Origin of the sequence: Sphingomonas larreae (assembly GCF_051400595.1) — a bacterium.
In the GTDB taxonomy this organism is placed as follows: domain Bacteria; phylum Pseudomonadota; class Alphaproteobacteria; order Sphingomonadales; family Sphingomonadaceae; genus Sphingomonas.
In genome coordinates this window covers 471,194-495,435 of sequence record NZ_JBLFFI010000001.1, presented here as the reverse complement: position 1 = coordinate 495,435, position 24,242 = coordinate 471,194, and the positions used below count along the sequence as shown (strand labels likewise).

The 24,242-nt window shown below is 65.8% G+C and carries 28 protein-coding genes and 1 pseudogene; 16 read left to right on the top strand and 13 right to left on the bottom strand.

Features of this window, described 5'->3' with window-relative positions; translation table 11 throughout:
- Positions 1-23: 23 nt before the first annotated feature.
- The 4 genes from ACMGDM_RS02160 to ACMGDM_RS02145 all read left to right on the top strand — a co-directional run bounded on the left by ACMGDM_RS02160 (position 24) and on the right by ACMGDM_RS02145 (position 3,480).
- Complete coding sequence (locus ACMGDM_RS02160) at positions 24-968, top strand: Mrp/NBP35 family ATP-binding protein (protein ID WP_436802495.1); 945 nt, start codon at positions 24-26, stop codon at positions 966-968.
- A 237-nt stretch (positions 969-1,205) separates the two neighbouring features.
- Entirely contained in the window at positions 1,206-1,652 is a 447-nt protein-coding gene (locus ACMGDM_RS02155; RefSeq protein WP_436802494.1) for a CoA-binding protein, read from the top strand.
- Positions 1,653-1,710: 58 nt separating this feature from the next.
- Positions 1,711-1,977 (top strand): hypothetical protein, encoded by a 267-nt coding sequence (locus tag ACMGDM_RS02150; protein WP_436802493.1) that lies wholly within the window; start codon positions 1,711-1,713, stop codon positions 1,975-1,977.
- 105 nt (positions 1,978-2,082) lie between these two features.
- Positions 2,083-3,480, top strand: coding sequence for an amino acid permease (locus ACMGDM_RS02145; protein ID WP_436802492.1), 1,398 nt, complete (start codon positions 2,083-2,085; stop codon positions 3,478-3,480).
- Between the two features lie 64 nt (positions 3,481-3,544).
- Here ACMGDM_RS02145 and ACMGDM_RS02140 read toward each other — a convergent pair whose 3' ends face one another.
- From ACMGDM_RS02140 to acnA, 3 genes are all read right to left on the bottom strand, one after another.
- Positions 3,545-4,096 carry a DUF4142 domain-containing protein gene (locus ACMGDM_RS02140; protein ID WP_436802491.1) on the bottom strand — a complete coding sequence of 184 codons (552 nt, stop codon included), beginning with the start codon at positions 4,094-4,096 and terminating at the stop codon, positions 3,545-3,547.
- A gap of 81 nt (positions 4,097-4,177) precedes the next feature.
- Positions 4,178-5,446 carry an MFS transporter gene (locus ACMGDM_RS02135; RefSeq protein WP_436802490.1) on the bottom strand — a complete coding sequence of 423 codons (1,269 nt, stop codon included), beginning with the start codon at positions 5,444-5,446 and terminating at the stop codon, positions 4,178-4,180.
- 352 nt (positions 5,447-5,798) lie between these two features.
- Positions 5,799-8,486, bottom strand: a complete 2,688-nt coding sequence (gene acnA, locus ACMGDM_RS02130) for an aconitate hydratase AcnA (RefSeq protein ID WP_436802489.1) — start codon at positions 8,484-8,486, stop codon at positions 5,799-5,801.
- Positions 8,487-8,677: 191 nt separating this feature from the next.
- Here acnA and ACMGDM_RS02125 point away from each other — a divergent pair, with 191 nt between their 5' ends.
- The 6 genes from ACMGDM_RS02125 (at position 8,678) to queA (ending at position 13,105) form a co-directional block, all read left to right on the top strand.
- On the top strand, positions 8,678-9,232 hold the full coding sequence (locus ACMGDM_RS02125) for a hypothetical protein (RefSeq protein WP_436802488.1): 555 nt from the start codon (positions 8,678-8,680) through the stop codon (positions 9,230-9,232).
- A gap of 232 nt (positions 9,233-9,464) precedes the next feature.
- On the top strand, positions 9,465-9,704 hold the full coding sequence (locus ACMGDM_RS02120) for an exodeoxyribonuclease VII small subunit (protein WP_436802487.1): 240 nt from the start codon (positions 9,465-9,467) through the stop codon (positions 9,702-9,704).
- Positions 9,701-10,609 carry a polyprenyl synthetase family protein gene (locus ACMGDM_RS02115; RefSeq protein WP_436802486.1) on the top strand — a complete coding sequence of 303 codons (909 nt, stop codon included), beginning with the start codon at positions 9,701-9,703 and terminating at the stop codon, positions 10,607-10,609. Before ACMGDM_RS02120 ends, ACMGDM_RS02115 begins: the two co-directional genes overlap by 4 nt.
- A 5-nt stretch (positions 10,610-10,614) precedes the next feature.
- Entirely contained in the window at positions 10,615-11,121 is a 507-nt protein-coding gene (coaD, locus tag ACMGDM_RS02110; protein WP_436802485.1) for a pantetheine-phosphate adenylyltransferase, read from the top strand.
- A 216-nt stretch (positions 11,122-11,337) separates the two neighbouring features.
- Complete coding sequence (locus ACMGDM_RS02105; protein WP_436802484.1) at positions 11,338-12,054, top strand: peptidylprolyl isomerase; 717 nt, start codon at positions 11,338-11,340, stop codon at positions 12,052-12,054.
- Positions 12,055-12,079: 25 nt separating this feature from the next.
- Positions 12,080-13,105: a tRNA preQ1(34) S-adenosylmethionine ribosyltransferase-isomerase QueA gene (gene queA / locus ACMGDM_RS02100; protein ID WP_436802483.1), complete on the top strand. Its 1,026-nt coding sequence runs from the start codon at positions 12,080-12,082 to the stop codon at positions 13,103-13,105.
- A 158-nt stretch (positions 13,106-13,263) separates the two neighbouring features.
- Here the strand turns inward: queA and ACMGDM_RS02095 are convergent, their stop codons facing one another.
- The 7 genes from ACMGDM_RS02095 to ACMGDM_RS02065 form a co-directional block, all read right to left on the bottom strand.
- Positions 13,264-13,635 (bottom strand): response regulator, encoded by a 372-nt coding sequence (locus ACMGDM_RS02095; RefSeq protein WP_436802482.1) that lies wholly within the window; start codon positions 13,633-13,635, stop codon positions 13,264-13,266.
- A complete protein-coding gene (locus tag ACMGDM_RS02090) occupies positions 13,628-15,919 on the bottom strand; it encodes a PAS domain S-box protein (protein WP_436802481.1) in 2,292 nt (763 codons plus the stop codon). Before ACMGDM_RS02090 ends, ACMGDM_RS02095 begins: the two co-directional genes overlap by 8 nt.
- A 119-nt stretch (positions 15,920-16,038) precedes the next feature.
- Positions 16,039-16,893 (bottom strand): transglutaminase family protein, encoded by an 855-nt coding sequence (locus ACMGDM_RS02085; protein WP_436802480.1) that lies wholly within the window; start codon positions 16,891-16,893, stop codon positions 16,039-16,041.
- Between the two features lie 368 nt (positions 16,894-17,261).
- On the bottom strand, positions 17,262-17,666 hold the full coding sequence (locus tag ACMGDM_RS02080; RefSeq protein WP_436802479.1) for a hypothetical protein: 405 nt from the start codon (positions 17,664-17,666) through the stop codon (positions 17,262-17,264).
- A complete protein-coding gene (locus ACMGDM_RS02075; protein ID WP_436802478.1) occupies positions 17,663-18,427 on the bottom strand; it encodes a spermidine synthase family protein in 765 nt (254 codons plus the stop codon). Before ACMGDM_RS02075 ends, ACMGDM_RS02080 begins: the two co-directional genes overlap by 4 nt.
- A complete protein-coding gene (locus ACMGDM_RS02070; RefSeq protein ID WP_436802477.1) occupies positions 18,424-18,705 on the bottom strand; it encodes a hypothetical protein in 282 nt (93 codons plus the stop codon). Before ACMGDM_RS02070 ends, ACMGDM_RS02075 begins: the two co-directional genes overlap by 4 nt.
- Before the next feature lie 24 nt (positions 18,706-18,729).
- A complete protein-coding gene (locus tag ACMGDM_RS02065; protein WP_436802476.1) occupies positions 18,730-18,936 on the bottom strand; it encodes a cold-shock protein in 207 nt (68 codons plus the stop codon).
- An 864-nt stretch (positions 18,937-19,800) separates the two neighbouring features.
- Here ACMGDM_RS02065 and ACMGDM_RS02060 point away from each other — a divergent pair.
- A complete protein-coding gene (locus ACMGDM_RS02060) occupies positions 19,801-20,019 on the top strand; it encodes a hypothetical protein (protein ID WP_436802475.1) in 219 nt (72 codons plus the stop codon).
- 127 nt (positions 20,020-20,146) lie between these two features.
- On the opposite strand, the gene ACMGDM_RS02055 is transcribed toward ACMGDM_RS02060, so the two are convergent.
- Both ACMGDM_RS02055 and ACMGDM_RS02050 read right to left on the bottom strand, forming a co-directional pair.
- Positions 20,147-20,461 carry a hypothetical protein gene (locus ACMGDM_RS02055; RefSeq protein ID WP_436802474.1) on the bottom strand — a complete coding sequence of 105 codons (315 nt, stop codon included), beginning with the start codon at positions 20,459-20,461 and terminating at the stop codon, positions 20,147-20,149.
- Between the two features lie 85 nt (positions 20,462-20,546).
- On the bottom strand, positions 20,547-20,801 hold the full coding sequence (locus ACMGDM_RS02050) for a hypothetical protein (RefSeq protein WP_436802473.1): 255 nt from the start codon (positions 20,799-20,801) through the stop codon (positions 20,547-20,549).
- A gap of 381 nt (positions 20,802-21,182) precedes the next feature.
- Here ACMGDM_RS02050 and ACMGDM_RS02045 point away from each other — a divergent pair, with 381 nt between their 5' ends.
- Positions 21,183-21,389, top strand: a complete 207-nt coding sequence (locus ACMGDM_RS02045; RefSeq protein ID WP_436802472.1) for a cold-shock protein — start codon at positions 21,183-21,185, stop codon at positions 21,387-21,389.
- Positions 21,390-21,487: 98 nt separating this feature from the next.
- Positions 21,488-21,697: a hypothetical protein gene (locus ACMGDM_RS02040; RefSeq protein WP_436802471.1), complete on the top strand. Its 210-nt coding sequence runs from the start codon at positions 21,488-21,490 to the stop codon at positions 21,695-21,697.
- Positions 21,698-21,870: 173 nt separating this feature from the next.
- On the opposite strand, the gene ACMGDM_RS02035 is transcribed toward ACMGDM_RS02040, so the two are convergent.
- On the bottom strand, positions 21,871-22,047 hold the full coding sequence (locus ACMGDM_RS02035) for a hypothetical protein (RefSeq protein WP_436802470.1): 177 nt from the start codon (positions 22,045-22,047) through the stop codon (positions 21,871-21,873).
- Between the two features lie 277 nt (positions 22,048-22,324).
- Between ACMGDM_RS02035 and ACMGDM_RS02030 the strand changes: the two genes are divergently transcribed.
- The 3 genes and pseudogenes from ACMGDM_RS02030 to ACMGDM_RS02020 form a co-directional block, all read left to right on the top strand.
- On the top strand, positions 22,325-22,612 hold the full coding sequence (locus ACMGDM_RS02030; RefSeq protein WP_436802469.1) for a hypothetical protein: 288 nt from the start codon (positions 22,325-22,327) through the stop codon (positions 22,610-22,612).
- 461 nt (positions 22,613-23,073) lie between these two features.
- On the top strand, positions 23,074-23,391 hold the full coding sequence (locus ACMGDM_RS02025) for a hypothetical protein (RefSeq protein WP_436802468.1): 318 nt from the start codon (positions 23,074-23,076) through the stop codon (positions 23,389-23,391).
- A 708-nt stretch (positions 23,392-24,099) separates the two neighbouring features.
- A pseudogene (locus ACMGDM_RS02020) lies at positions 24,100-24,214 on the top strand (S-adenosylmethionine:tRNA ribosyltransferase-isomerase); the annotation flags it as partial.
- Between the last annotated feature and the right edge of the window lie 28 nt (positions 24,215-24,242).

The following is a 24,242-nucleotide window of genomic DNA, read 5'->3' as shown; positions in this document are numbered from 1 at the left end:
ACGGGGCGTAACGGATCATGTCCATGGACGAGAATGACGTTAAACAGGCGGTCCGCGCGGTCGCCGGGGAGCGTGCCACGGTGCGCATCGAGGGGCAGCGCATCGGCGTGGTGATCGACGCCAGCGGCCTCGACGCGCCCTCGCGCGACGCGCTCGAGGCGGCGGTGCGGATGGCGGCGGCGCGGCCGGGCTATGAGGTCCGCACGGTGGTCACCGCCGAGCGTGCGCAGCGCCGGCTGGTGGCGGTGGCGAGCGGCAAGGGCGGCGTCGGCAAATCGACGCTCTCGGCCAATCTCGCGATCGCGCTGGCGCGAACCGGCCGGCGCACCGGGCTGGTCGACGCGGACATCTATGGCCCGTCGCAGCCGCGGCTGATGGCGGTGGAGGGGACGCGGCCCGAGGCCCGCGACAAGGTGCTGTTGCCGGTCCCGACGCCCTATGGCGTGCCACTGCTGTCGATGGGGCAATTGGTCGAGCCCGGGCGCGCGATCGCATGGCGCGGGCCGATGACCGCGGGGGCACTCGGGCAGCTGGTCGATGCCGACTGGGGGCTCACCGACACGCTCGTGGTCGATCTGCCGCCGGGCACGGGCGACGTCCAGCTCACCATGGTGCAGAAGCATCGCCCCGCCGGCGCGGTGATCGTCTCCACCCCGCAGGATCTTGCACTGATCGACGCGCGGCGGGCGATCGATCTGTTCCAGAAGGCGGGCGTGCCGATCATCGGACTGGTGGAGAATATGGCGGGCTATGCCTGCCCGCATTGCGGCGAGGTGTCGGACCCGTTCGGTCGCGGCGGTGCCGAGGTGGCGGCACGCGAGGCGGGGATCGCGTTTCTCGGCCGGGTCCCGCTCGACGTGTCGATCCGAGTCGCGTCGGATGCGGGCGAGCCCCCGGCGGCGCGCGACGACGACCGCGTGTTCGCGCCGATCGCGGCGCAGGTGGCGGAGTGGCTCGCGGCGAATTGAGTCGCGTGTGATGCTGGCGGGGCTACTCACCCTTTCGTCATACCGGGCTTGACCCGGCATCGATCGTGCCGCGCACGCCACGAGCGTTCCCTTCGAGGGATCATGGACCCCAGCACAAGGCCGGGATGACGGACGGGGCGGCGAGTTGCGCCGGCCCTGCTTGGCCCGCGCAACCAGCACCGGGGTCCGTTCGTTCGTCGGCCAGCATGCGTTGTGCCACGATCAAGGAGAGCGCCGATGCCGCTGACCGCCGATGACGACATCCGCACCTTGCTCGAGGAGACCCGTACGATCGCGCTGGTCGGCGCCTCCGACCGGCCCGACCGCCCCTCCAACGGGGTGATGAAGACGCTTCAGGCGCATGGCTACCGCGTCATCCCGGTCAACCCGCAGCTCACCGGCGAGCATATTCACGGCGAGTTCGTCTTTCGTGAGCTGGCTCAGCTCGGTGACGCCATCGACATGGTCGACATCTTCCGCCGCTCCTCCGCCGCGGGCGAGGTGGTCGACCAGGCGATCGCGATCGGCGCCAAGTCGGTGTGGCTTCAGCTCGGCGTGATCGACCAGGCCGCTGCGGCGCGCGCCGAATCGGCCGGGCTCAAGGTGGTGATGGACCGCTGCCCCGCAATCGATCTGCCGCGGCTCGGTGTCCCGCGGCTAGGCGGGCGCGTCGCTGAGGCGTAGCCTATGCTCGCGCGACTCGGGCAAGGGACTGTAGCTGCGCGCGAAAAGGGGAAAGCGGATGGTCGCGTCGCTCCTGATCTTGGTTGCCGCGCAAGGGGCTGATCCCACGCCTGCGACGCTGCTGACCACCGCGCGCGAAAAGCTCTCGGTCGGCGACGCAGCGCAGGCCGACCCGTCGACGCGCTATCGGGTCGACGCCGAGCCCGTGCGCGACGACGCCAAGGCGCGCGCGCTTGGCACCACCGGCGGCCAGTGTCAGGTGGTCGGCGCCCGCATGTGCACCAGATCGCCACGCACCTGGCTCAAGACCCCGCTCGGGAGGTAAGCCCCCACCCCGGGTCAAGCGCTCGCTGGCGCTGACGCGCGCAGCGCTCGACCCTTCCCAGGTCGTTGTCGCGTCTGTTACGACCCGGCAGCAGAGGGAGGGTCCATGTCCACATTGTTCCGGCGCAAGCCGGCCGCGATCGATCACCGCGGCGGCACCGTGCTCGCGCGCACCTTGTCCTGGCCGCATCTCGTCGCGCTCGGCGTCGGCGCGATCGTGGGCACCGGCATTCTCACGCTGATCGGGGTGGGTGCAGAGCGCGCCGGCCCCGCCGTGATCCTGTCGTTCGTCATCGCCGGCGCGATCTGCGCCTGCGCCGCGCTTGCTTATGCCGAGATGGCGACGATGATCCCCGCCTCGGGCAGCGCCTATACCTACAGCTATGTCGTGCTGGGCGAGGTGATCGCCTGGGTGATCGGCTGGTCGCTGATCCTCGAATATTCGCTGGTGGTATCGACCGTGGCGGTGGGCTGGTCGGGCTATGCCTCGGCGTTGCTCACGCCGCTCGGCTTTCCCGCCGCGCTGACGCAGGGGCCGGCGCTGGGCGGCGTCGTCAACCTGCCCGCGGTGTTCATCATCGCGGTGGTCGCGGCGTTGCTCTCGCTGGGCACCAAGGAGAGCGCGACGCTCAACGCTGTGCTGGTCGGCGTCAAGCTGGTCGCGCTGGCGGTGTTCGTCGCGGTGGCGCTGCCGCATTTCGACGGCGCCAACCTCGAGCCGTTCATGCCCTTCGGCTTCGTCAAATCGGTGAGCGCGGACGGCGGCGAGCGCGGCGTGATGGCGGCGGCGGCGATCATCTTCTTCGCCTTCTACGGCTTCGACGCGATCTCCACCGCGGCAGAAGAGACCAAGAATCCCGCGCGTGATCTCGCGATCGGCATCGTCGGCTCGATGCTGGCGTGTGTGGTGATCTACATGGGCGTCGCCGTGGCCGCGGTGGGCGCGCTGCACTTCTCACGCTTCGCCGACTCGCCGGAGCCGCTCGCGCTGATCCTGCGCGGGATCGGGCGACCGGGCTTCTCGACCTTCCTCGCCGCCAGTGCCGTGATCGCGCTGCCGACGGTGCTGCTCGGCTTCCTGTTCGGGCAGAGCCGCATCTTCTTCGTCATGGCGCGCGACGGGCTGCTGCCGCAGGCGCTCGCCACGGTATCGCGGCGCGGCACGCCGGTGCGGATCACCTGGCTTACGGCGGTGCTGGTGGCGGTGATCGCGGGCGTGATGCCGATCGACGCCATTGCCGCGCTGGCCAATGCGGGGACGCTGGCGGCATTCGTCGCGGTCTGCGTCTGCATGCTGGTGATGCGGCGCCGCGCGCCCGACGCCGAGCGGACTTTTCGCACCCCGGCGGCAACGCTGGTCGGCACGATCGGCGTGCTCGGCTGTGCCTATCTCTTCTTCAGTCTGCCGCAGCGCACGCAGCTCTACTTCCTGCTGTGGAACGTGGCCGGACTGGCGGTGTACCTGCTGTGGGGACGCCGCCGCGCCGCCATCGCGTCAGCATGAGCTGATGCGCACGAACACCGGGGAAGCAAGCTACACTCCCACGGGTTCGTGCGCATCGATCGGCTTACATGCCTGCGTTCGCCGCACCGCTGCTCGACTGGAGCTTGGTCGCCTGGTCGAGATGGCGCTTCACGATCGGCGCCGTGGTCTTCGCGTTCGCCTTGAGCGGGGCCTTGTCACCGCCTGCGGCGTAGCTCTGCTGCAAGTCGAGCGCCGCCTGGTGCGCAGGCACCTGCTGGCCGAGGTACAGCCGGTCGAAGTCGGCGCCCGAAGCGGTCTGCAATTCGTTGATCGACGCGGTCGCGCCGGGGTCCAGCGCTGGCGGCGGCGGGTTGAGGCCGGCCTTCTGCGCCGCCTTCATCGTTGCCGCCGTGGTCTTCTGATGATGGTCGATCATCATCTGCGCAAACTTCTTCACCGCCGGGTTCTGCGACTTCTGCAGCGCGACCTGGCTCGAGTTGATCTCGTACAGATCGCTCTTGCCCGAGGCGGCGACATAGGCGTCCGCGGTGGTCTTCGCCTCGGCCGGCGGCGGCGGCGGCGGGGTTTGCGCGCTGGCGATCACCGGCGCGGCGAACAGCGCGGCGCCGAGCAGCAAGGGAACGGAACGGTTCATGGCATCTCTCCTAGCGGAACTCCGCCGAAAAGCTCCGGTGCGCAGGCAAAGTTCCGTTTTGATCCAGATGCTTGCTCTCAATCAGTCGGTTCGGTCGCGCGTCTCCGGCAGCGCCAGCGCGTAGAGCAGCCATCCGCCACCCGCGATCGCCGCCAGCGTCAGAAACGTCGGCGCATAGCCCGCCCGGACGATGATGGTTCCCGCCAACGACGCGCTGAGTGCGGCGCCGAGCCCCTGCGCGGTCGCGACCGCGCCTTGGGCGACGTTGAACCGGCCGCTGCCACGCGTCAGGTCAGCGACGACGACGGGGAACAAGGCGCCAAAGATGCCCGCGCCGACACCGTCCAGCGCCTGCACCGCCACCAGCCACCAGGGGTCGCGCGACACGGTGTAAAGCGCGCCGCGAACCGCCAGCATGGCAAAGGCCGCTAGGAACAACGGCTTGCGTCCCCAGGCATCGGCCTTGCGCCCTACCAGCAGCGCCATCGGCACCATCACGAGCTGCGCCGCGACGATGCAGGCGGCGGTGAGCGAGGTCGCCTGGTCCTTGCCGACCGTGCGCGCGAGCAGCTGGCTCACCGAGGTGAGCATCGCGGCGTTGGCGAGGTGGAACAGAAAGACGAGCGTGGCGAACAGCAGCAGCGTCTTTTGCTCGAGCAGCACGCGCCAGCCGGGGGACAGGTCGCAGTCCGCCTCGGCGCCGTGGGGCGCGCGGTCGAGCCCGCGCGCGACCTCGTCGTCGATCTGGCGCGGATCGATCCGCCGCGCGGCCAGGACGCTCGCTACCGTCAGCCCCGCCATCAGGTAGAAGACCACCACTGGCCCGAAGCGCCACGCCAGCACCCCCGCGAGCGCGGCCGAGACCGCGTTGCCGGCGTGATTGAACGCTTCGTTGCGCCCCACCCGTGCGGAAAAGGCGCGCGCGCCGAACAGTCCGAGCGTGATCGCCGCGATGGCGGGCGCGAACAAGGCGCCTGCCGCCGCGGCGAGCGACTGGGTGACCACCACCGCCCCGAAGCCATGGACGAACGGTAGTGAGACGCTGCTGAGCGTGACCACCAGCGCGGCGACGACGACGAGCGCCGGCTTCCGCGTCGATCGGTCGATCAGCCAGCCGGCCGGAGTCTGCGCCAACAGCCCGACGATCCCGGCGATGGTGAGTATCATCCCCGCCGTCGCCTCGTTCCAGCCGCACGTCGGCCCGCGCACCGCGACGAGATAGATGGCGAGATAGGGGCCAAGCCCGTCGCGCACGTCGGCGAGGAAGAAGTTGAGCGCGTCGAGCGCTCGTCCGGGCGGGCGTGACGGCACGGCCGGCGGAGCGGGAGGGACGGCGGCGAGCGTGGCCACGCGATCCGGGCTCCGCGGAAGGGTTCGCGGGCAACGATCCGTCACGAAGCGCGATCCCGCGGCGCCCGGGCTTGCGCTAGGTTAGGAGAGGGAAGTGGTCGAGAAGTGGCGGCAAGTATTTTTGCGCGCAAATCCTCCGCGCCCCCGGCAAGGGGGACCGCTCGCCGCGGGCGAGTGGTGGAGGGGGCTCTCCCCGGCGCGCAGCGTCTGCTGAGAACCTTCTCACCAGCCTGCGGCTGGCCACCCCCCCCGTGCCGGGGAGGATCTGATCACGGCTCTCGTCGCACCCATAGGAAAAGGGAGGGTCCCTCGCGGAACCCTCCCTCTCTCATGCCTTCGCTGACGCCCCGCCTCAGGCGGCGAGCTTGCGCAGCACGTACTGGAGGATGCCGCCGTTAAGGAAGTATTCCAGCTCGTTGACGGTATCGATGCGGCAGCGCGTCTCGAACGTCTCGGTCGAGCCGTCGGCGCGCTTCAGCGTCACGGTGACGTTCTGGCGCGGACGCAGCGCCGCCACGTTCTCGATCGTGAAGGTCTCGTCGCCGGTCAGCCCGAGCGACTGGCGCGACACGCCCTCGGCGAACTGCAACGGCAGCACACCCATGCCGACCAGGTTGGAGCGGTGGATGCGCTCGAAGCTCTCCGCGATCACCGCGCGCACGCCGAGCAGGTTGGTGCCCTTCGCCGCCCAGTCGCGCGACGAGCCCGTGCCGTACTCCTTGCCCGCGACCACCACCAGCGGCGTGCCGTCGGCCTTGTGGCGCATCGCCGCGTCATAGATCGGCATGACCTCGCCGTTATAGCGGCTCATCCCGCCCTCGACGCCCGGCACCATCTCGTTCTTGATGCGGATGTTGGCGAAGGTGCCGCGCATCATGACCTCGTGATGCCCGCGGCGCGCGCCATAGCTGTTGAAGTCCTGGCGCGAGACCTGGTGCTCCTGCAGCCACGTCCCCGCCGGGCTGTCGGCCTTGATCGAGCCGGCCGGCGAGATGTGATCGGTGGTGATTGAGTCGCCCAGGATCGCCAGCGGCTTGGCGTCGACGATGTCGGTCGTCGGCTTGGGCGTCATCTCCATGCCCTCGAAATAGGGCGGGTTGGCGACATAGGTCGAGCCGGCGCGCCAGCTGTAGGTGTCCGAGCCGGTGACGTCGATCGCCTGCCACTTGTTGTCGCCGGCGTAGACGTTGCCGTAGCGGGCGCGGAACATGCCGTCGTCGATATTGGCCGCCATGAGGTCGGCGACCTCCTGGTTGGTCGGCCAGATGTCGCGCAGGTAGACGTCGCCGCCGTCCTTGCCCTGGCCGATCGGCGTCTCGTTCATGTCGGTCGTCACCGTGCCCTTGAGCGCATAGGCGACCACCAAAGGCGGCGAGGCGAGGAAGTTGGCGCGCACGTCGGGCGACACGCGACCCTCGAAGTTGCGGTTGCCCGACAGCACCGAGGCGGCGACCAGGTCGTTCTCGTTGATCGCCTTGCTGATCGGTGCGGCGAGCGGGCCCGAGTTGCCGATGCAGGTGGTGCAGCCGTAACCGACCAGGTTGAAGCCGATCGCGTCGAGGTCCTCGGACAGGCCGGCCTTGTCGAGATAGTCGGTGACCACCTGCGAACCCGGCGCGAGGCTGGTCTTGACCCAGGGCTTGGGCGCGAGGCCCTTCTCGCGCGCCTTGCGCGCCACTAGCCCGGCGGCGACCAGCACCGAGGGGTTGGAGGTGTTGGTGCAGCTGGTGATCGCCGCGATCACCACGTCGCCGTCGCCGATGTCATGGCCTCGCTCGTCGACCGCGACGCGCGCCGGCTTCTCCTTGTGGTAGAGCTTGAACAGGTCGCCGTTGAACACCTCGTCGACGGTGTCGAGGCTGACCTTGTCCTGCGGGCGCTTCGGCCCGGCGAGCGAGGGCACGACGGTGCCCATGTCGAGCTCGAGCGTGTCGGTGAAGACGGGATCGGGGCTGTCGGCGTAGCGCCACATGCCCTGCGCCTTGGCATAGGCCTCGACCAGCGCGATCACCTCGTCGGGGCGGCCGGTCAGGCGCATATAGTCCATCGTCTTGTCGTCGACCGGGAAGAAGCCGCAGGTCGCGCCATATTCGGGCGCCATGTTGGCGATCGTCGCGCGGTCGGCGAGCGTCATCTGGTCGAGGCCGGGGCCGTAGAACTCGACGAAGCGGCCGACCACGCCCTTGGCGCGCAGCATCTGCGTGACGGTCAGCACCAGGTCGGTCGCGGTGATGCCCTCGCGCAGGGATCCGGTCAGCTTGAAGCCGACCACCTCGGGGATCAGCATCGAGACGGGCTGGCCGAGCATCGCCGCCTCGGCCTCGATCCCGCCGACGCCCCAGCCGAGCACGCCCAGGCCGTTGATCATCGTGGTGTGGCTGTCGGTGCCGACCAGCGTGTCCGGGTAGGCGATCGTCGCGCCGCTCTTGGCGTGGTCACCGGTCTCTTCCGACGCCCACACCGCGTTGCCGATATATTCCAGGTTGACCTGGTGGCAGATGCCGGTGCCCGGCGGCACCACCTTGAAATTGTCGAGCGCCTTGGAGCCCCACTTGAGGAACTCGTAGCGCTCGGCGTTGCGGGCGTATTCAAGGTCGACGTTTTCCTCGAACGCCTTGGGCGTGCCGAACTCGTCGACCATGACCGAATGGTCGATCACGAGGTGGACGGGCACCTGCGGGTTGATCTTGGCGGCGTCACCGCCGAGCTTGGTGATCGCGTCGCGCATCGCGGCGAGGTCGACCACGCAGGGCACGCCCGTGAAGTCCTGCATCAGCACGCGCGCGGGGCGATACTGGATCTCGCGGTCGCTGCGGCGCTCCTTCTGCCAGTCGACGATCGCCTTCACGTCCGCCTCGGTCACGGTCACGCCGTCCTCGAAACGCAGCATGTTCTCCAGCAGCACCTTCATCGAGAAGGGCAGGCGCGAGATGTCGCCGAACTTCGTTTCCGCCGCCTTCAGTGCGAAATAATCGTAGGTCTTGCCCCCGGCCGTCAGCGTGGTGCGGGCGTTGAGCGTGTCGTGGCCGATGGCCGTCATGGGCAGCTGTCCTTCCTCGTGGGAGCCTCGCGCCCGCGGCGATGCGGCACGGCCGCGTGCGCGCGGGTGCGGGCGAAACTCTCGATCGCCGCGGGCGATAGCAGCGGGGGACCGGGCGGGGAAGGGTGCAACGGCGTGCGCACGTAAGCGATTGTGGCCGCGGGCGCGGGGCCGCCTTGGAGGGGCGAGGGATGGCGCGCAAGCTCAAGGTATTCCGCACGCCCGCCGGGTTCCACGACGCTTATGTCGCGGCGCCGAGTCGCAAGGCCGCGCTGGCCGCTTGGGGCGCCGACGCCGACCTGTTCGCGCGTGGCGTGGCGGAGGAGGTGACCGACCCGGCGCTGATGGAGGAGCCGCTGGCGCGCCCCGGCGAGGTGGTGCGGCGCTCGCGCGGCAGCGCGGCGGAGCAGCTCGCCGCGCTACCCCCGGACCGGCCAAAGCGCGCACCGGCGGCGCAGGATGAGGACCAAGCGCCGCGACGGATGGCGGCGGAGGCGAAAGCCGCAAGGAAGCCGCCCGCGCCTCGCCCGAGCCGTGCCGAGCTGGAGGCGGCCGAGGCAGCACTGGAGCAGGAGGAAGCGCGCCGCCGCGACGAGGAGAAGGCGCTGGCCGAACGCCAGGCGGCGCTCGACCGCGAGCGCCGCGAGGCAGGGCGCCGGCACGAGCGCGAACGGGCAAGGCTGGACGCGGCGCGCGAGCGGGCGGCGGCCGCCTATGCGGCGGCGGTGGAGCAGTGGCGGCGGTAAAGGACCGTGATCGACCCGCCCCTTGCTCTGCTGGCGTCATCCTGAACTCGTTTCAGGATCCACTTGTCCGCCTACCCAGCCCGCCGCTGCATGCGTGGCACGGTGGATCCTGAAACAAGTTCAGGATGACGCAGGAAAGGGGTGAGCCCCGCCACCCCGCCGACCCGCACCCGCCACCCCGCACCACCCCCATCGCCTTGACCCAGCGCACCCCCCATCGCATAGCCGGCTGATGGAGCAGGACATCGAGACGCTGTCGTTCGAGGCCGGCCTACGCGAGCTGGAGACGATCGTCGCCCAGCTCGAGTCGGGCGATACCCCGCTGGAGGAGGCGATCCGGCTCTACGAGCGCGGCAGCGCGCTGCGGCAGCGCTGCGCCGACCGGCTCGACGCCGCGCAGGCGCGGATCGAGGCGATCCGGCTCGGCGCCGACGGCCGCCCCGCCGCCACCGAGCCCTTCGCCGCGGGATGACCATCACCGCCACCGCGTCGCCCAAGCTCCAGGCCGCGCTCAAGGAAGTCGCGGCCGAGATGGACCGTCGCTTCGACGCGCTGCTCCCGGTGCCCGACGATCCCCGCGCCGATCTGTACCGCGCGATGCGCCATGCCACGATCGGCGGCGGCAAAAGGCTGCGCCCGCTGCTGGTGTTCGCCACCGCGCGGCTGTTCGACGTGGCGCGCGACGGCGCCGCGCGCGCCGCGGTCGCGCTCGAGGCGATCCACGCTTACTCGCTGATCCACGACGATCTGCCGGCGATGGACGACGACGACATGCGCCACGGCAAGGCGACCGTCCACAAGGCGTTCGACGAGGCCACCGCGATCCTGGCAGGCGACTGCCTCCACGCGCTCGCCTTCGAGGTGCTCGCCGATCCCGCCACACATGCCGACCCGTTCGTCCGCGCCGAGCTGGTCGCCGATCTCGCGCGCGCCTCGGGCCCGAGCGGCATGGCGGGCGGCCAGGCGATGGACCTCAAGGCCGACGGCGCCGCCTTCGATCTCGGCACCGTCACACGCCTCCAGCAGATGAAGACCGGCGCGCTGATCGGCGCGGCGGTGGAGGCGGGCGCGATCCTCGGCCGCGTGCCGCCCGAGGGGCGCCGCCACCTGCGCGGCTATGCGCACGACCTCGGCCTCGCTTTCCAGATCGTCGACGACCTGCTCGACGTCGAGGGCGACGAGCAGCTCGCCGGGAAGAAACTGCGCAAGGACGGCGAGGCGGGGAAGGAGACGTTCGTCTCGCTGCTCGGCGTCGACCGCGCGCGGCAGCAGTCGCAGATGCTGGTCGAGCAGGCGATCGATCATCTGCGCAGCTACGGCGACGAGGCCGAGCTGCTGCGCGCGATCGCGCGCTTCGTCACCGAACGGCGCGGGTGAGCGGCGTGGCCACGCGCGTCGGCGTCTATCCCGGCACGTTCGATCCGATCACGCTCGGCCACATGGACATCATCCGCCGCGGCGCGAAACTGGTCGATCGGCTGGTGATCGGCGTCACCACCAACCCCAGCAAGTCGCCAATGTTCAGCGTCGCCGAGCGGATGGCGACGGTGCAGCGCGAGGTCGCAGCGATCGGCGGCGAGATCCACGTGGTGGAATTCGATTCGCTGCTGATGGACTTCGCCGAGCGCGAGGGCGCGACGATGATCGTGCGCGGGCTGCGTGCCGTCGCCGACTTCGAGTACGAATATCAGATGGCGGGGATGAACCAGCAGCTCAACGACCGGATCGAGACCGTCTTCCTGATGGCCGACGTCGGACTGCAGCCGATCGCCTCCAAGCTGGTCAAGGAGATCGCTTTGTTCGGCGGCGACATCCGCAAGTTCGTCAGCGCCGCGGTGTGCCAGGAAGTGGTGGATCGGGTGGCGCTGGTCGGGCGGCGCGGCGGGTGAGGGTAAGAGGCTCCGGGCGTCATGCTGCCTCACTCTCCCGCCATCCACTCGCTTCTTCCGTCATCCCGGACCAAGTCCGGGATGACGGAGGGGGGATGACGACAGGATAGCCCCGAGCAGGGATAGCCGCACCGCCTCCGCCATTCAGTTTGGCGCAAGCGTGAATCTGGTCTAGACGCCGGCGCTGAGACCTTCCCGACAGACCCGAAAGCACCGATGCGCCCGTCCGCTCTCCTGTCCGCCCTTTTCCCCGCCGCGACGCTCGCTGCCGCTTTACTCACCGCCGCTCCCGCTACGGCGCAGGAGCGGCTCGCGCCGCCGCCGCTGGGCGACAAGACCAACATCTGGCTGCTCGACCTTTCCACCGGCGGCCGGGTGGAGATCGCGCTGCGCCCGGACGTTGCGCCCAAGATGGTCGAGCGGATCAAGACGCTTACCCGCCAGCATTTCTACGATGGGCTGGTGTTCCACCGCGTGATTGACGGCTTCATGGCGCAGGGCGGCGACCCCAAGGGCGACGGCACCGGCGGCAGCCAGCTGCCCGACCTGCCCGCCGAGTTCAACTATCTGCCGCACGTGCGCGGCTCGGTCGCGGCCGCGCGCGCCGACAAGGAGGATAGCGCGAACAGCCAGTTCTACATCGTCTTCCAGCCGCGCTTCGCGCTCGACAAGAAATACACCGTGTTCGGCCGCGTGATGTCCGGGATGAACTACGTCGACGCGATCGAGCGCGGCGAGCCGCCGGCGAACCCGTCGCGCATCGTCCACGCCTATATCGCCTCGGACAATCCGCCCGCCTACCAGCCGCTGCCCGCCGCCGCGCCCGCCACGCTGCCGACGCTCCCGGGGACGACGCCGACCCTACCGGGTACGACCAACCGCGCGACGCCGGCGCCGCGCGCGACCCCGACGCCCGCGCCGCGCCGCCGCTGAGCGGGCGCGCGCTTACGCGACGCCGATGAACGTCGACCTGTTCGATTTCGCGCTGCCGCCGGAGCGGATCGCGCTGCGTCCGGCCACGCCGCGCGATGCCGCGCGGATGCTCGTGGTGCGCGACGAGGCGCTCGACGACCGCTCGGTCGCCGACCTGCCGGCGGTGCTGCGCGCGGGCGACCTGCTGGTGTTCAACGATACGCGCGTGATCCCCGCACAGCTCGAGGGAATGCGCGGCAATGCCCGCGTCGGCGCGACGCTGCACAAGCGCGAGGGGCCGCGGCGGTGGCGGGCGTTCGTGCGCAACGCCAAGCGGCTGCGCGACGGCGACGCGATTGACTTCGGCGCGGGCGTGAGCGCCACCGCGCGCGACCGCGCCGACGATGGCAGCTGGGCGCTCGACTTTGCCGGCGACGAACCGGTCGAGCTGCTGCTCGAGCGCGCCGGGCGCATGCCGCTGCCGCCCTATATCGCGGGCAAGCGCGCCGCCGATGCGCGCGACGCCGACGATTACCAGACGATGTTCGCCGCCGAGCCCGGCGCGGTGGCGGCGCCCACCGCGGCGCTGCACTTCACGCCCGCGCTGCTCGAGCGGCTCGCCGCGGCGGGGGTCGAGCATGCCACGCTGACGCTCCACGTCGGCGCGGGCACCTTTCTGCCGGTCAAGGCGGAGGATACCGCCGACCATAAGATGCACGCCGAATGGGGGCGGATCGATCAGGCCACCGCCGACCGGCTCAATGCGGTGCGCGCGCGCGGCGGGCGCGTGATCGCGGTGGGCACCACCTCGCTGCGCCTGATCGAGAGCGCCGCGGGGGAGGACGGTATCGTCCGCCCGTTCGAGGGCGACACCGCGATCTTCATCACGCCGGGCTATCGCTTCCGCGGCGTCGACGGACTGATGACCAACTTCCATTTGCCGCGCTCGACCTTGTTCATGCTGGTCTCGGCGCTGATGGGTCTTGATCGGATGAAAGCCGCTTACGCCCATGCCATCGAGAATGGCTATCGTTTCTACTCTTACGGGGACGGGTCGCTTCTCCTTCCGTAAGGCGCTTCCGATGGGTGGCCGGTGGAAGCTTTGTGGAGAGCGTACGGAAGCCACCAGCCATGAACCCAAGAGATTCTACGCCTGACCGGTACCAAGGCGGGAAGCACGTCATGTTTGATCGAGCGCTCCGCCTGATGAGAGAAAACGACGGTTGCCGGTCAGGAGTGTAGCGCTTGATCAACAGCCTGCACCAAGCGCCTTCCAGCGAAAGGCTTTTCGCACAGCGGCACGCCGCTGAAGCGGCTAGGGAGAGCAGACTTGTCGTAGCCGGTCGTCAACACGATCGGGACACCACTCTCGATCAACAGGTCCGCGGCGGGGAAAATCATCTCACCACCGAGGTTGACATCGAGGATTGCCGCATCGATCCGTTCCCCACGCTGGATCAATGCTATTGCGTCGGCGAGGTCACCGATTGGTCCGATAACGACGGCACCAGCCTCCTCGAGCGCGGTCGTAAGCTCGTCCGCAAGCAGGTATTCGTCTTCTACGACGAGCACGCGGCACTCTCGTAGCGCAGGTTCAGCCATCTGCTCTCTCCGCTACGGTCCGGGTCGCTGATACTGGAAGCGAAATGGTGCAGTGGACACCATCGGGGCTCAACTCGAAGGTGGTTCGGGCCTTGAGCTGGTACGGCAAGGCTCGTTCGATCAATTCGCGGCCCTGGCCACCGCCTCTCGGCGTCGAACCGGCGCTCGGCATGGTCACACCGCTCTCGCGCCAGTCGATATGAAGCCATGAGTCGTCGGCCGAACCATTCTGCCGCTCCAGTGACCACTGTATTCGCAACTTGCCGCTCGGCTGCGCGAGAGCGCCATACTTTACCGCATTGGTGGCAAGTTCATGTAGAGCCATCGCCAGCGTCTGCACCGTCGACGAGCGAAGCCGCACGCCAGCAGGTCCGTGCAGACTGACCCGCTCGGCCGAGCCGTCCAACGCTTCGAGTTCAGCACCAATCAGCTCGTCGAACGTCACACGGTCATGATCGTTCAGGCGTGACAAGAGGCCTTGGACCCGCGAAAGAGCCTCCAGCCGATCGCGGAAGCGATCACGGAAGTCAGGGATATCGGAGCTCGCGCGAGCCGTCTTCTCCGACATCGAGCGCACCACGCCCATGAGGTTTCGCGTGCGGTGCTGAAGCTCGGCGACAAGCACCTGCTGGCGCTCTTGTAGGTCGCGCATGTCATCGATGTCGGTGGACGTTCCGAGCCATTCGGTGATCGAGCCGCGATCATCGCGCACAGGTGCAGCGCGCGTCTGAAACCAACGGTACTGGTCCGCCGCAGCATGGTAGATCCGGGCCTCAACCTCGAGGTTGCCCCTCCCGGACGCTTCCTCCCACGCGCGCCGGGCGGCGTCGCGATCATCGGGATGATACGCGTCCAGCCATCCCCAGCCGATGCTTTGCTCAGGTGCAAGGTCGGTGAGTTCACCCCATTGTGGGCTAGACCAAGTCCATGCACCGCCGTCAACAGCGCGCCAAACGAGTTGGGGGATACCCTCCATCAGCACCTGGAGGCGAAGCTCTGCCTCGCGAAGTTCGGTCAGGTCATGGCCCACGCCAGCGATAAGGGCGACCTCGCCGTTCGCTCCGGCGATCGGAAAATCGGTATCTCGCAGCCAGCGGATCTCGCCGTCCGCGGGGCGGATGATGCGGTAGTCAAACGTGACCTGCTCACCCTTGCGAACGCGCTCGGTCGCTTGAGCTGCCTGTTCGCGATCTTCCGGCACGATGAGGTCGAGCCAGGTGCAATAATTGTCGCCGCCCAGAGCGTCCTCTCGGCTCATCCCGTACACGGACTCAAAAGCAGGCGTCAGATACTGCCACTGGAGCGTGTCGACGTCTCGCATCCACAGAATGTCGTGAGACGCCTCGCCGAACCGCCGCAGCCGCTCCTCGCTTTCGCGCAGCGCCGCCTCTGTCCGCACCCGTTCGGTGACGTCCTGCCCGATCTTCAGATAGCCACGGAGGCTGCCAGCTCCGTCCTTTAGCGCTATCGTCTGGCCATCGAGAAAAACCTTCGTCCCATCCTTCCGCTGGTGCCAGCGAACGTTGGGGAAGGCCCCCCTCTCTCTCGCGCCGCAGAGCTCGCGGTTTGGAATCCCTGCTGCGCGATCTTCCGGGGTGAAGATCATGTCACTCGGCATGCCTATCGCTTCAGACGATGACCAGCCTAGAATTTGCTCAGAGCCGCCTAGCCAATCGGTAATCCGATCCTCAGCATCGCTGACAATCAGGATGTATGCCTTGGCGTTATCTACTATGAGCCTCAGTCGCTCGTCCGTCTCCTTGAGAGCCGCAGCTTTATGAAGGCGATCAATAGCAGGACCGAGTATCATCGCATAGGTCTTGAGGAACTCGATATCCTCTTGGTCGAAGTTCCGAGGCGCCCGTGCGTCTACCTGCAACACCCCGAAAGGTTTACGGCCCGGCAGCAGAATCGGAACGTTCGCTAATGCAACGACACCATGATCAATAAGGAAGCGCGGGAAATCGAACCGTTTCTCGTGTCTGACATCATTCGTGATGACAGGCTCGGTTCTCTCGATCGCGAACGCTTCCGACGAGCGTTCCGTGAGGCTGACACGCTCATGACCAACGATCCCCGGTTCCCAGCCGATGCCGGCGCGGACGAACCCCGTCTCTGTGTCTCGATCGATCTCGATTACTTTTGCCAGATCGACACCCAGCGCCTTCGCAATCAGCCGGCAGCCCTCGTTGAGGACATCGTCGACATCGTCGTGGTCGAGCACGAAATCGCCGAACTCAGATAGGACGCGTTGGCGTCTCACGGACTCTTGTTGGTCGGCCATTTCGGCTTAACGTTCATGTCCCGACTACGTGCCGAGGTGAAGGCGCATGTTCTCTAATGAATTCAGTTAACTAGGTTGAGGCTCGACGTGCCAGCTGGGTTGCCGCTGGTGCGAGTGGCCTATACGGGCCGCACGCTGACCCGCACGTCCATGTTCCTGAAATCCTCAGGCGCTCCGACGAAGCCGCCGCTGATCGGCATGATCTGCGCGTTGCAACGCCCGACGGCCACAGCGACGAGATTGGCCGATCCCACCCGCTGATGCGTTGGATCGAAGGTGATCCACCCGGCACCCGGCAGATAGACCTCTGCCCAGGCGTGGGTGGAGCCTGCATCGTCCTGCGTTGCATCAGGGTCCAGGAGATAGCCTGACACCGCACGAGCGCCAAATCCAAGTTGACGCACGGCATCGATAAACAGAGCCGCGATGTCACGGCATGATCCGCTTGCCAGGGATAAAGTTTGCGCTGGATCTTGTGTGCCCTCCTCGTCCCGCGTGCGGTAAGCTACGAAAGTCAAAAGGCCGTTGTTGATGTCCTTGAGGAGAGACAGCGTGTCTGTTTGAGATGAGTATACGAAATCGTCTGCCCAGCGGCGTACTACCTCTCCAGAGTCCTGATGCTGGGGCGTCGCCAAGTGACCAAGGTCGAGTAGCTCCGCCTCCGAGTAGAAAAACGGGTAAGAATGAGCGCCGGGCGCGATTGGGAAGATCGGCCACGCCGGTGCACATTGCTCAACAATCAACTCGCTGCTGATCACGAGCTCACTTGCGCTCTCGGCGAAGCTGGCGGTAGCGACCATATTCCCGAAAACGTCCTGGCTCCAATTCAACGCCGCACTGGGCGTGCACCGGATAGCGCTGCTGAGAACGCGAAGCTCATGGCTCCCGCGTGGGAATAGCAGCAGGTGGTGGAGCTGGAACGCTACCGGGCGAGCGTAATGATAGGTGGTGCTATGGCGGATGAGGAGCTTCATGGGTAGCTCAACTCACGAAGGAGCCTTCTAGATCGCCGCTCTACGAAAAGCGGGGAAATGGCCGATAGCTGACCATCGTCGAACCTCCAACTCAGGGAAGGGACGTCGTCGCAAGCCGATGCGGGTGAGACGGCCAGGAAATCACAGATGATAAAGGCGCGCCTGCGTCAGCTTTCCGCATCGACGCGCCCGATAGCTGCCGATCTGCCAGGTCCTCACTTGTTATCATTTCACGGCTGACCGTCCGCCGCCGTGTCGAGCGGGCACGAATGTGTGTCTGAAGCTGGGACGCGCGCTACCATGCCCGGGAGTCGTCCTGTGGCCCACGATGGTAGGGCGGCTGCATGGCGCGCAACGTCGAGACTCGTTCAGCGCTGGGCTTGTAATCGGCTCGCGTTTCCCGTCGCGGCGGCATGTATTGGTGCTAGCGCCCGTCCGGCAGCGCCGATGGCGTGATGCCGGATCCGTGCTGACGATGCGGCAGCGCCCTTTGCAGATCGCGAAGATCGCAACATCTCGGAGCCAATCGCCTGCATGTCTCGCGTGATGGAGAGGCCGGCCTGCAGAAAGACCTCGGTCTTTTCCGCCACCATCTTGTGGAGTTCGGTCCAATTGCCGGTGAGCGGGTCCAGTGCGGCAGCCCCGATCATCGGCATGCGCGCGTTGACCACTATTGGCACAGCGGCCATCGTCTCGAATAGAAGAAGGCTGTTGGTGCAGCCTTCCATCCACAGGTCGAACCAAATGGACGGCGAGGACGTGCGGTTCGTCATGCCCCAACTTCGACCGTGGAACCAGCTGTGCCGGCACTGCCCGATCCTTTGCCAGATTGGCCGGCAGTGGCGAGCCAAATCGTGTGGTCTGGGTTTTCCTCACTGCCGTCAGTGTCGATGCTGATCTCCTCGACCTCGAAGCCAGCGGCGCGGAGGCGATAGGTGAAGCTGTGATCCGGATAAGCCGACCAGATGGCCAGTATTCCGTTGGGTCGGAGCGCCAACCTCGCCGCGCGTAAGCCCCAGTCCGAGTAGAGTCGCTCGTTGGCGAGGCTGATCAGCCCATCTGGGCCATTGTCGACGTCGAGTAGGATCGCATCAAAGCCGGCAGGCTGTTCGACAATCAGATCGTGTACGTCCGTTACTTCGACTGACACCCGCAGATCGCTTAGGGAGCTGCCGAAGAGGTGGCGGAGGTGACCGCCAGCCCATGCCACGATCTTGGGCACTAATTCTGCAACTATGATGCTTGCGTCCATCGGGAGAGTGGCCCGGGCCGCGGCGAGGGTGAAACCCATCCCCAAGCCGCCGATCAGAACCCTCGGCTCTCTACCCAGTCCGCGAAGGGCAAGCGTCGCCAGCGCCTCCTCCGACCGGTAGGACCAGCTCCCCATCAGCTGCTCGTTGCCGAACATGATCTCGAAATGCGTCCCATGACGCAGCAGGCGCAGTTCCCCGCCGCCCGGTATCTCGGCCGTGTCAACCAGCAAGCCTGCTTGCTTCCGGGCGCCGCCGCTGACGGCGGCATCGCGTGTCGTCAACGTTCGGTATCGCTAGGAACGGGTGCAGCAAGGCCGCCGTCCGGGTTCTCGCCCGTGTCGGCCAACAGCTTGTCCAATTCGGCCTTGATGCGCGCCGCGTCTGCTCGTTCGCTTCGGACCGCCAGTTCGTCCCAGGCTTGCGCGGCGGGGTTGCACGGCTGGCGTGCGCTTCGAAAGGCGAAGGCCTCGACGGCCGAGCGCTGACGAGCGGCTTCAATGCGGTGAAGTGGTAAGGACACGACGGCTCCTGCGCAGAAGGGTGGTTCGGCGAAGACCAACGGGGTCTCCGCCGATCGACCCGGTTAGGCAGCCTGGAGGTTCACCGCGGACGACTTGCCGCGACGATCCGTCTCCAGTTCATAGGAGACGCGTTCATCCCTGTTCAGCGTGCGCATGCCGGCACGTTCGACGGCAGAGATATGAACGAAGGCGTCTGTGCCGCCGTCCTCAGGCGCGATGAAGCCGTAGCCCTTGTCGTCATTGAAAAATTTGACGGTGCCGGTGATCATAGGGGTATCCTTTGTCCCATGGGTGGTCGGGCATGCGCCAACAGCGGCACATCCCGGCTTCGTGAGGCTAGAAAGGGACAAGGGGAGCCTAAGCGGCCCAATATCCGCCGCAGGCGACGTTTAGCCGGATTGATATAGGTAGCTGGTGACGGAAAAGATAGTGCGAGTGTGCTAGAAATTGCTGCTGATCCGGCACGCCGGCTGATGCGTTCGGCCGGGCATAAGTTGTCGTATCCGCCTACAGCCACCTGCCGCTTGTCGCCGGCTGGTGAAGGCTCGGGTGCAACAGGCTGCTGCTGAACTATGCCTTCCTCGTCGCGCGCGACGTACGAGATCAGCGCCAATTATCGGCGTTGATGCCTTTCAGTGCTCCAGCGAATCCCATTGCACCAAGGCGACGAAAGTCCTCTGCCCGCTGTCTCAATGCGTCGCTGTTGTTCGGATATGTGACATGCGCATCACTCCAGGTCGAGGACCTGGCGAGCGGATCTCGCGCAAACGCAGCATCGATCGATGCGGTCCGAACGAAATCGGCCGCGTTCAACGAAAGGTCATGCGATGGCGGCGGTGAGGATCCTTCCTGTGTTGTTTGGTCTGCCCAAGCGGCGACCTCCGCCAGGACAGTATGGAATCCTTCGCTGCTGACCGCGGCCCGATCTATCCGGCTCGTCGCAGCGCTGGGTAGGTGTAGGAAGGCCGTAGCGGCGTTCGGGTCGAGTAGTTTCCATACCAACAGCGTGATGCTCGCGTGCCGCACGACAGCACCGGGTGCGAGGCGCACGAGCGTGAGGCGGATCCTCAGCATCCCGCGGCCCGGAGGCCTCGGCAGCGTTTTGTGTCCCCAGATCGATCGCCTGATCGAACATGAGCAGCCTGCATGCGCCATATCAGCGCGCAGCTGACCGCGCGAGCATCACGGCTGGTTCGCAGTGGGCCATCCAATTGTCAGCGGCGCCCTTCGGCAGCGAGCGCCAGCACGGCTCAGTCATCCTCGCCAGCGCACCGATCGAGCGCTCGCCTCAGTTCATCCTTGTACTCACGAACGAAGGCCAAGCCGATGTCGCAGGCGGCGCCGGAACATAGCGGAAGACCATCGTCCCGAGACCATCCTGACTTTCATGCATCGTGCTCGTACGGCGTCTGGCTACCAGATCCTTCCCCTGGTCCGTCGTAGGCGGATAAGGGGTCGACCCGCCCGCGCCGGGGCGTGTCAGAAATCTAGACCCCGGCGCTGCACCTCGACCGAAAGGACGTCGCTCTCGCGCGCACCAGGATCGGCAGCATTCTCCCGGAATGCCGTTAGCAGATCGTTGTCGCGTTCCGGTACGAGCGCGCTGCTGCCGTCGGACGTATGCACGAGCAGGTAGGGGAACTGCGACATGGCGGGCGCCCGCTGGTAAGGAGCGACGAACGGTGCGGTGATGCTCTCGTCATAGACGACATGCCGCACGACCCCCTCGTCAAGCGACACCAGCTTGCCGGCATCCGGCCCACCATAGGCCTTGACGATCAGTTGGTCCGCCATCGGTTCTCAGCTCCTCCTGTGATCGCATGGCTCCGCGCGTAAAGGTGAGAAAACCAAATCACCGCCATAGCGACCTAAGTTCAAGTCACGCCCTGGGCGGCGCCATGCCGAAATCCTCGTTCGCTGACACGAGAACGGCACGATCAGCGCGCCGGCCCTTGACCTTTTCGATCGCCCGCGTGGCCGAGAAACGCTCCTCGGCACTCGCGTCGAAATGCTTGATCCGAGCGGCGTAGCCTGAGGCGAGGCAGCTATGTGAAAAACGCGCCTCGGGCGTGGCGGCCGCCGCGGCCATGCCGACGGAGACCTGTTGACGACGGTGAAGCTCAGTGAGGTTCATGGCGGCTCTCCACACGTAAGCGGGAGCGCTGCGTCTCTCAGCCGATGGCGCTTACCAAAGACGTGCCAGCGATAAGCGGAATATGGGGCTGGCGCGTGTTTCTACAAGAGACGGATCGAGGTTGATGTCAGCAACAATTCTCAGATGTTCGGGCCTGGACCTGCGTTGCCATCCAAGATGACGCCGCAATCTCATCGGCACCTGACCTCTCCGTATTGGCGCTTCCAATCGCGGCAAATCAGCCTATATCCGATGGGCTGACGTGGCATGTGACGGATATACGGGCTGACCTCGTCGCCTTCTTGTCCCGTTCGAGCATAACCGAGGCCGGGACGCGCTGCTTCTGGTGCATGCCTGTCAACACCTGGGCAGGATAGTGCTATGATCAGCGGCACCGTGAAGTTTTCTAGCAGTGAGATAGGCGACGGCTTTATAGCGCTCGGGAGTGGCGACAATTTTGCGTTGGTTCACATCTCGCCTGTCGAGCGTGCAGGCATGCAGACGCTGCACAAGGACCAGCGGGTCACTTACGAACTCCAGACCGATCGGCGGAGCAAGACCTCCGCATCCAATCTGCAGGGCGCCTAGGATGGTTGTGGCCCGCTAACAGCCCTGCCACCTGATGGTTCGCATGGCGCGTACGCCCGCGATTGCTATTTCTGCCCGACAACCCGGAGTCACAAATCATGTCCAGGATCATTCCCAAGCCGTTTCTGATCGCCAAGGATGATGAAGGCGCCTTTCGGCTTACACTTCGGCAAGTTCGATACAACTCACAGCATTACCCGATCGTGACATCGACGCTTCAGCCGGAAAGCTTCGAAAGCGCCCATGCTGCGCGAACGTTCGCGAAGCAGCATCACGGAGCAATTGCGGGTGATTTCGCCGCGAAGTAGATACGGCTCACGGTCACCCGGTCATCACTTCTGGTGACCTGCGCGCCGGCGCGTCAGGTGATCGAGTAAACAGCCCGTCGACCAGCCGATGACTGATACTATTGCCGTCGCACGTCGGAGGGCGGTTCGGCTGTGAGACTCGCGGGCGTCTGTCATGCGCGGTAAGCGCGTTCTCACTCGAGGGGATCGGATTTGCGATCCGTTTCCTCGATCTCGGCGGCGACATACTGACCCTCGGTATGGTAGCGCAACGGTTCGTGCTCGACGCGATCGTCGTACGCGTTTGCACGATGCTCGCGATTGGCGGCGTCAAGCCGCGCCCGAAGGAGCTTCTGCTCACTTCTTTTCATATGTGTTCAATCTCTATCTGCATCCGGCCAGGTGCCCAACACTGCCGAAGTGTCTAGTAGCCGATTTCTCGATGTGAGGCGCTTGGTGACAGGTGAGCCCGAGCCGATGGCATGGCGAACGAAGCTTCATGGCTTGCGTGGTTCAGACGCCTTCGGCCAAGCTACTAAGATCGTGACAGAATCGCTGTGCGTCCAGCTTGCGCCGAGATGTGACGGATAGCCAGCGATCCTCCGCCGACAGGAACAATCCCCACTTGGCACCCTCACCGAATTCTGGGTGCATTCCAACAATGATGGTGCGGGTCGTTCTCATGCCGAACACAGTCATTTGGCGTTTGAACGGGTGTCGCTGACGAAGGACAACTCAGCCAGCCTCCGCGGGACTGAATGTCAGATTGAGGCGCGCGGCCATCCGCGAGAGATCGGTACCCTCTCGGTCGAGCAGCTTTTCCAGCGCACCGCTTCCATGCCCCGCGAGGATGCCACTCCGGAGGGCGGTGATGTCGCTCTGCGTCCATCGCCGATGAGCGATGCCGAATGCAATCGCCATCACGAGACCAGGTGACGTAGCAGCCATCCCCGTGCTCGCGGCGACGCCAAAGAGCTGAGGTAAAGCATGATGATCAGAGCGCTGGGCAAGATCCAGATGACGCTAAGAACGAGCAGCAGCCAGATCACCGCTGATCACCCGGAACCGAGTTGGCCAAAATAGAATCAACGGGGGCGGCCGCATTCCCAGCCAAAGCATGGCCCAGCATGGATCGCCCATCGAAACGAGCAACAAGAATCTTGACGTGGTCAGTATTGCCGGATGCGAAACGGCGATCTGACGACCGGGCTTCAGGCAACGAAACTGGCTCGGTCTGACCAGCCGACATCTGCTCGTGCCGAGTTATCTCTGTGAGGTTCATCTATGTCGCTCCGCGCGTAAGCGGGAGCCCATTGTCTCTCAGCCGCTGACGCTTACGAAGCGAATGTCAACGATTGTGGAGACATGAACCTTTGCGCGGTCACATACAAGAGCTTTTGGCAGACGCGCAGCTCAATAACGCAATTATGATTGCTAAAGACGGCTCGCGTCGAGTCATCCGGCCACAATTGATCGGTATTGGCGGCTTCCCAGATGTAAGCGTGGGCGGCTGTGAGACCAGCGCGCTCCCGCTTATGATCGAGCTCATTGCCCAGGATGGCTCGAGGTTGGCCGTCGAGCCGGCGGTTGTGTGGCACGTCCGAGCCGCCAATCAGGAGCAGGCCGCCATCTACGTAGCCGACGGCGCGGCGCTCTTTGTCATGGAGGCTTGCCAAGAGCTTATCCGCCGCTTCAACGCCGGTGAATGGTCATGACGCAGGAAGTGGATACTTCAAGCAAAGTGTGGAGCGTCGCCGTTTAGAAGCGTTTTGGCGGAACTCGTAAATGCGAGATCGCCGGCTTCATGCCGAAGCAATCCGGCCGGCGCGAGGCGCGCTTGCCTCGAGAGCCGCTGTTGAAAGCTCCTAAGCCAAGCCGGAGACACAAAAATGCGCGTCCGGAGTTGAGAGGCGGCGCAAGCCGTCTGCCGAAAAAGCCTGGTGATTGGACGCAAACAGTATGTCGATCTCTTTCGTGATATGCTGGATATGCAGTTCACGCCCGCCGTCACTGCCGGCACCAGCGCCGACCCGCATCGCAGCGTGGCTTGCTTCCTGCAGAAGCTAGTGACAGGGCCTACCGTCTTCGTTGTGAATCTCGTTCGGGTACGAACACTATAGGACGGCAAGCCGAGGGCCATCGGCCAAGGACCGGAATATCGCGAGCTTCACGAAGACGCCGATGTCGCCTGCGTATCGGTCCTGCACGTTGCCTCCACTCGCTCGATCGCCGGTTGGCCGCTCTACCTTTGAGTGGCGGGCTGTGGGCCACTTTCAGACGAGTTATCGAGCTAAAGTGTATCCGGTTGGGCGCGTGCCTCAGGGTGCAAGCGGCGCGTTTAGGAACTTGGTGGGAGAGTGGACAAAAGAGGTGCTAGAGCAAGCTAGAGGGCTTGGAAATCCTCGCCTTTTCCCCGGCCTAAGCTGAATTTGTTCATGCTGGTCTCGGCGTTGATGGGGCTCGATCGCATGCAGGCGGCCTATGCGCACGCGATCGCGCTTCTACAGCTACGGGGATGCGTCGCTGCTGTTGCCGTGAGCGTGTCGGTCTCCGCTCAGGCAGCTAT

What these genes read in the sequence shown, in the direction of transcription:
- ACMGDM_RS02090 (WP_436802481.1), bottom strand. Translation starts at nt 15,919, where the DNA reads ATGGCCGACCAACAAGAGTCCGTGAGACGCCAACGCGTCCTATCTGAG.
- ACMGDM_RS02155 (WP_436802494.1), top strand. Translation starts at nt 1,206, where the DNA reads ATGCCGCTGACCGCCGATGACGACATCCGCACCTTGCTCGAGGAGACC.
- ACMGDM_RS02150 (WP_436802493.1), top strand. Translation starts at nt 1,711, where the DNA reads ATGGTCGCGTCGCTCCTGATCTTGGTTGCCGCGCAAGGGGCTGATCCC.
- ACMGDM_RS02120 (WP_436802487.1), top strand. Translation starts at nt 9,465, where the DNA reads ATGGAGCAGGACATCGAGACGCTGTCGTTCGAGGCCGGCCTACGCGAG.
- ACMGDM_RS02115 (WP_436802486.1), top strand. Translation starts at nt 9,701, where the DNA reads ATGACCATCACCGCCACCGCGTCGCCCAAGCTCCAGGCCGCGCTCAAG.
- ACMGDM_RS02035 (WP_436802470.1), bottom strand. Translation starts at nt 22,047, where the DNA reads ATGAAAAGAAGTGAGCAGAAGCTCCTTCGGGCGCGGCTTGACGCCGCC.
- ACMGDM_RS02105 (WP_436802484.1), top strand. Translation starts at nt 11,338, where the DNA reads ATGCGCCCGTCCGCTCTCCTGTCCGCCCTTTTCCCCGCCGCGACGCTC.
- ACMGDM_RS02040 (WP_436802471.1), top strand. Translation starts at nt 21,488, where the DNA reads ATGTCCAGGATCATTCCCAAGCCGTTTCTGATCGCCAAGGATGATGAA.
- ACMGDM_RS02045 (WP_436802472.1), top strand. Translation starts at nt 21,183, where the DNA reads ATGATCAGCGGCACCGTGAAGTTTTCTAGCAGTGAGATAGGCGACGGC.
- ACMGDM_RS02080 (WP_436802479.1), bottom strand. Translation starts at nt 17,666, where the DNA reads ATGACGAACCGCACGTCCTCGCCGTCCATTTGGTTCGACCTGTGGATG.
- ACMGDM_RS02060 (WP_436802475.1), top strand. Translation starts at nt 19,801, where the DNA reads ATGAGCAGCCTGCATGCGCCATATCAGCGCGCAGCTGACCGCGCGAGC.
- ACMGDM_RS02095 (WP_436802482.1), bottom strand. Translation starts at nt 13,635, where the DNA reads ATGGCTGAACCTGCGCTACGAGAGTGCCGCGTGCTCGTCGTAGAAGAC.
- ACMGDM_RS02055 (WP_436802474.1), bottom strand. Translation starts at nt 20,461, where the DNA reads ATGGCGGACCAACTGATCGTCAAGGCCTATGGTGGGCCGGATGCCGGC.
- acnA (WP_436802489.1), bottom strand. Translation starts at nt 8,486, where the DNA reads ATGACGGCCATCGGCCACGACACGCTCAACGCCCGCACCACGCTGACG.
- ACMGDM_RS02125 (WP_436802488.1), top strand. Translation starts at nt 8,678, where the DNA reads ATGGCGCGCAAGCTCAAGGTATTCCGCACGCCCGCCGGGTTCCACGAC.
- ACMGDM_RS02050 (WP_436802473.1), bottom strand. Translation starts at nt 20,801, where the DNA reads ATGAACCTCACTGAGCTTCACCGTCGTCAACAGGTCTCCGTCGGCATG.
- ACMGDM_RS02145 (WP_436802492.1), top strand. Translation starts at nt 2,083, where the DNA reads ATGTCCACATTGTTCCGGCGCAAGCCGGCCGCGATCGATCACCGCGGC.
- ACMGDM_RS02140 (WP_436802491.1), bottom strand. Translation starts at nt 4,096, where the DNA reads ATGAACCGTTCCGTTCCCTTGCTGCTCGGCGCCGCGCTGTTCGCCGCG.
- ACMGDM_RS02160 (WP_436802495.1), top strand. Translation starts at nt 24, where the DNA reads ATGGACGAGAATGACGTTAAACAGGCGGTCCGCGCGGTCGCCGGGGAG.
- ACMGDM_RS02065 (WP_436802476.1), bottom strand. Translation starts at nt 18,936, where the DNA reads ATGATCACCGGCACCGTCAAATTTTTCAATGACGACAAGGGCTACGGC.
- queA (WP_436802483.1), top strand. Translation starts at nt 12,080, where the DNA reads ATGAACGTCGACCTGTTCGATTTCGCGCTGCCGCCGGAGCGGATCGCG.
- ACMGDM_RS02085 (WP_436802480.1), bottom strand. Translation starts at nt 16,893, where the DNA reads ATGAAGCTCCTCATCCGCCATAGCACCACCTATCATTACGCTCGCCCG.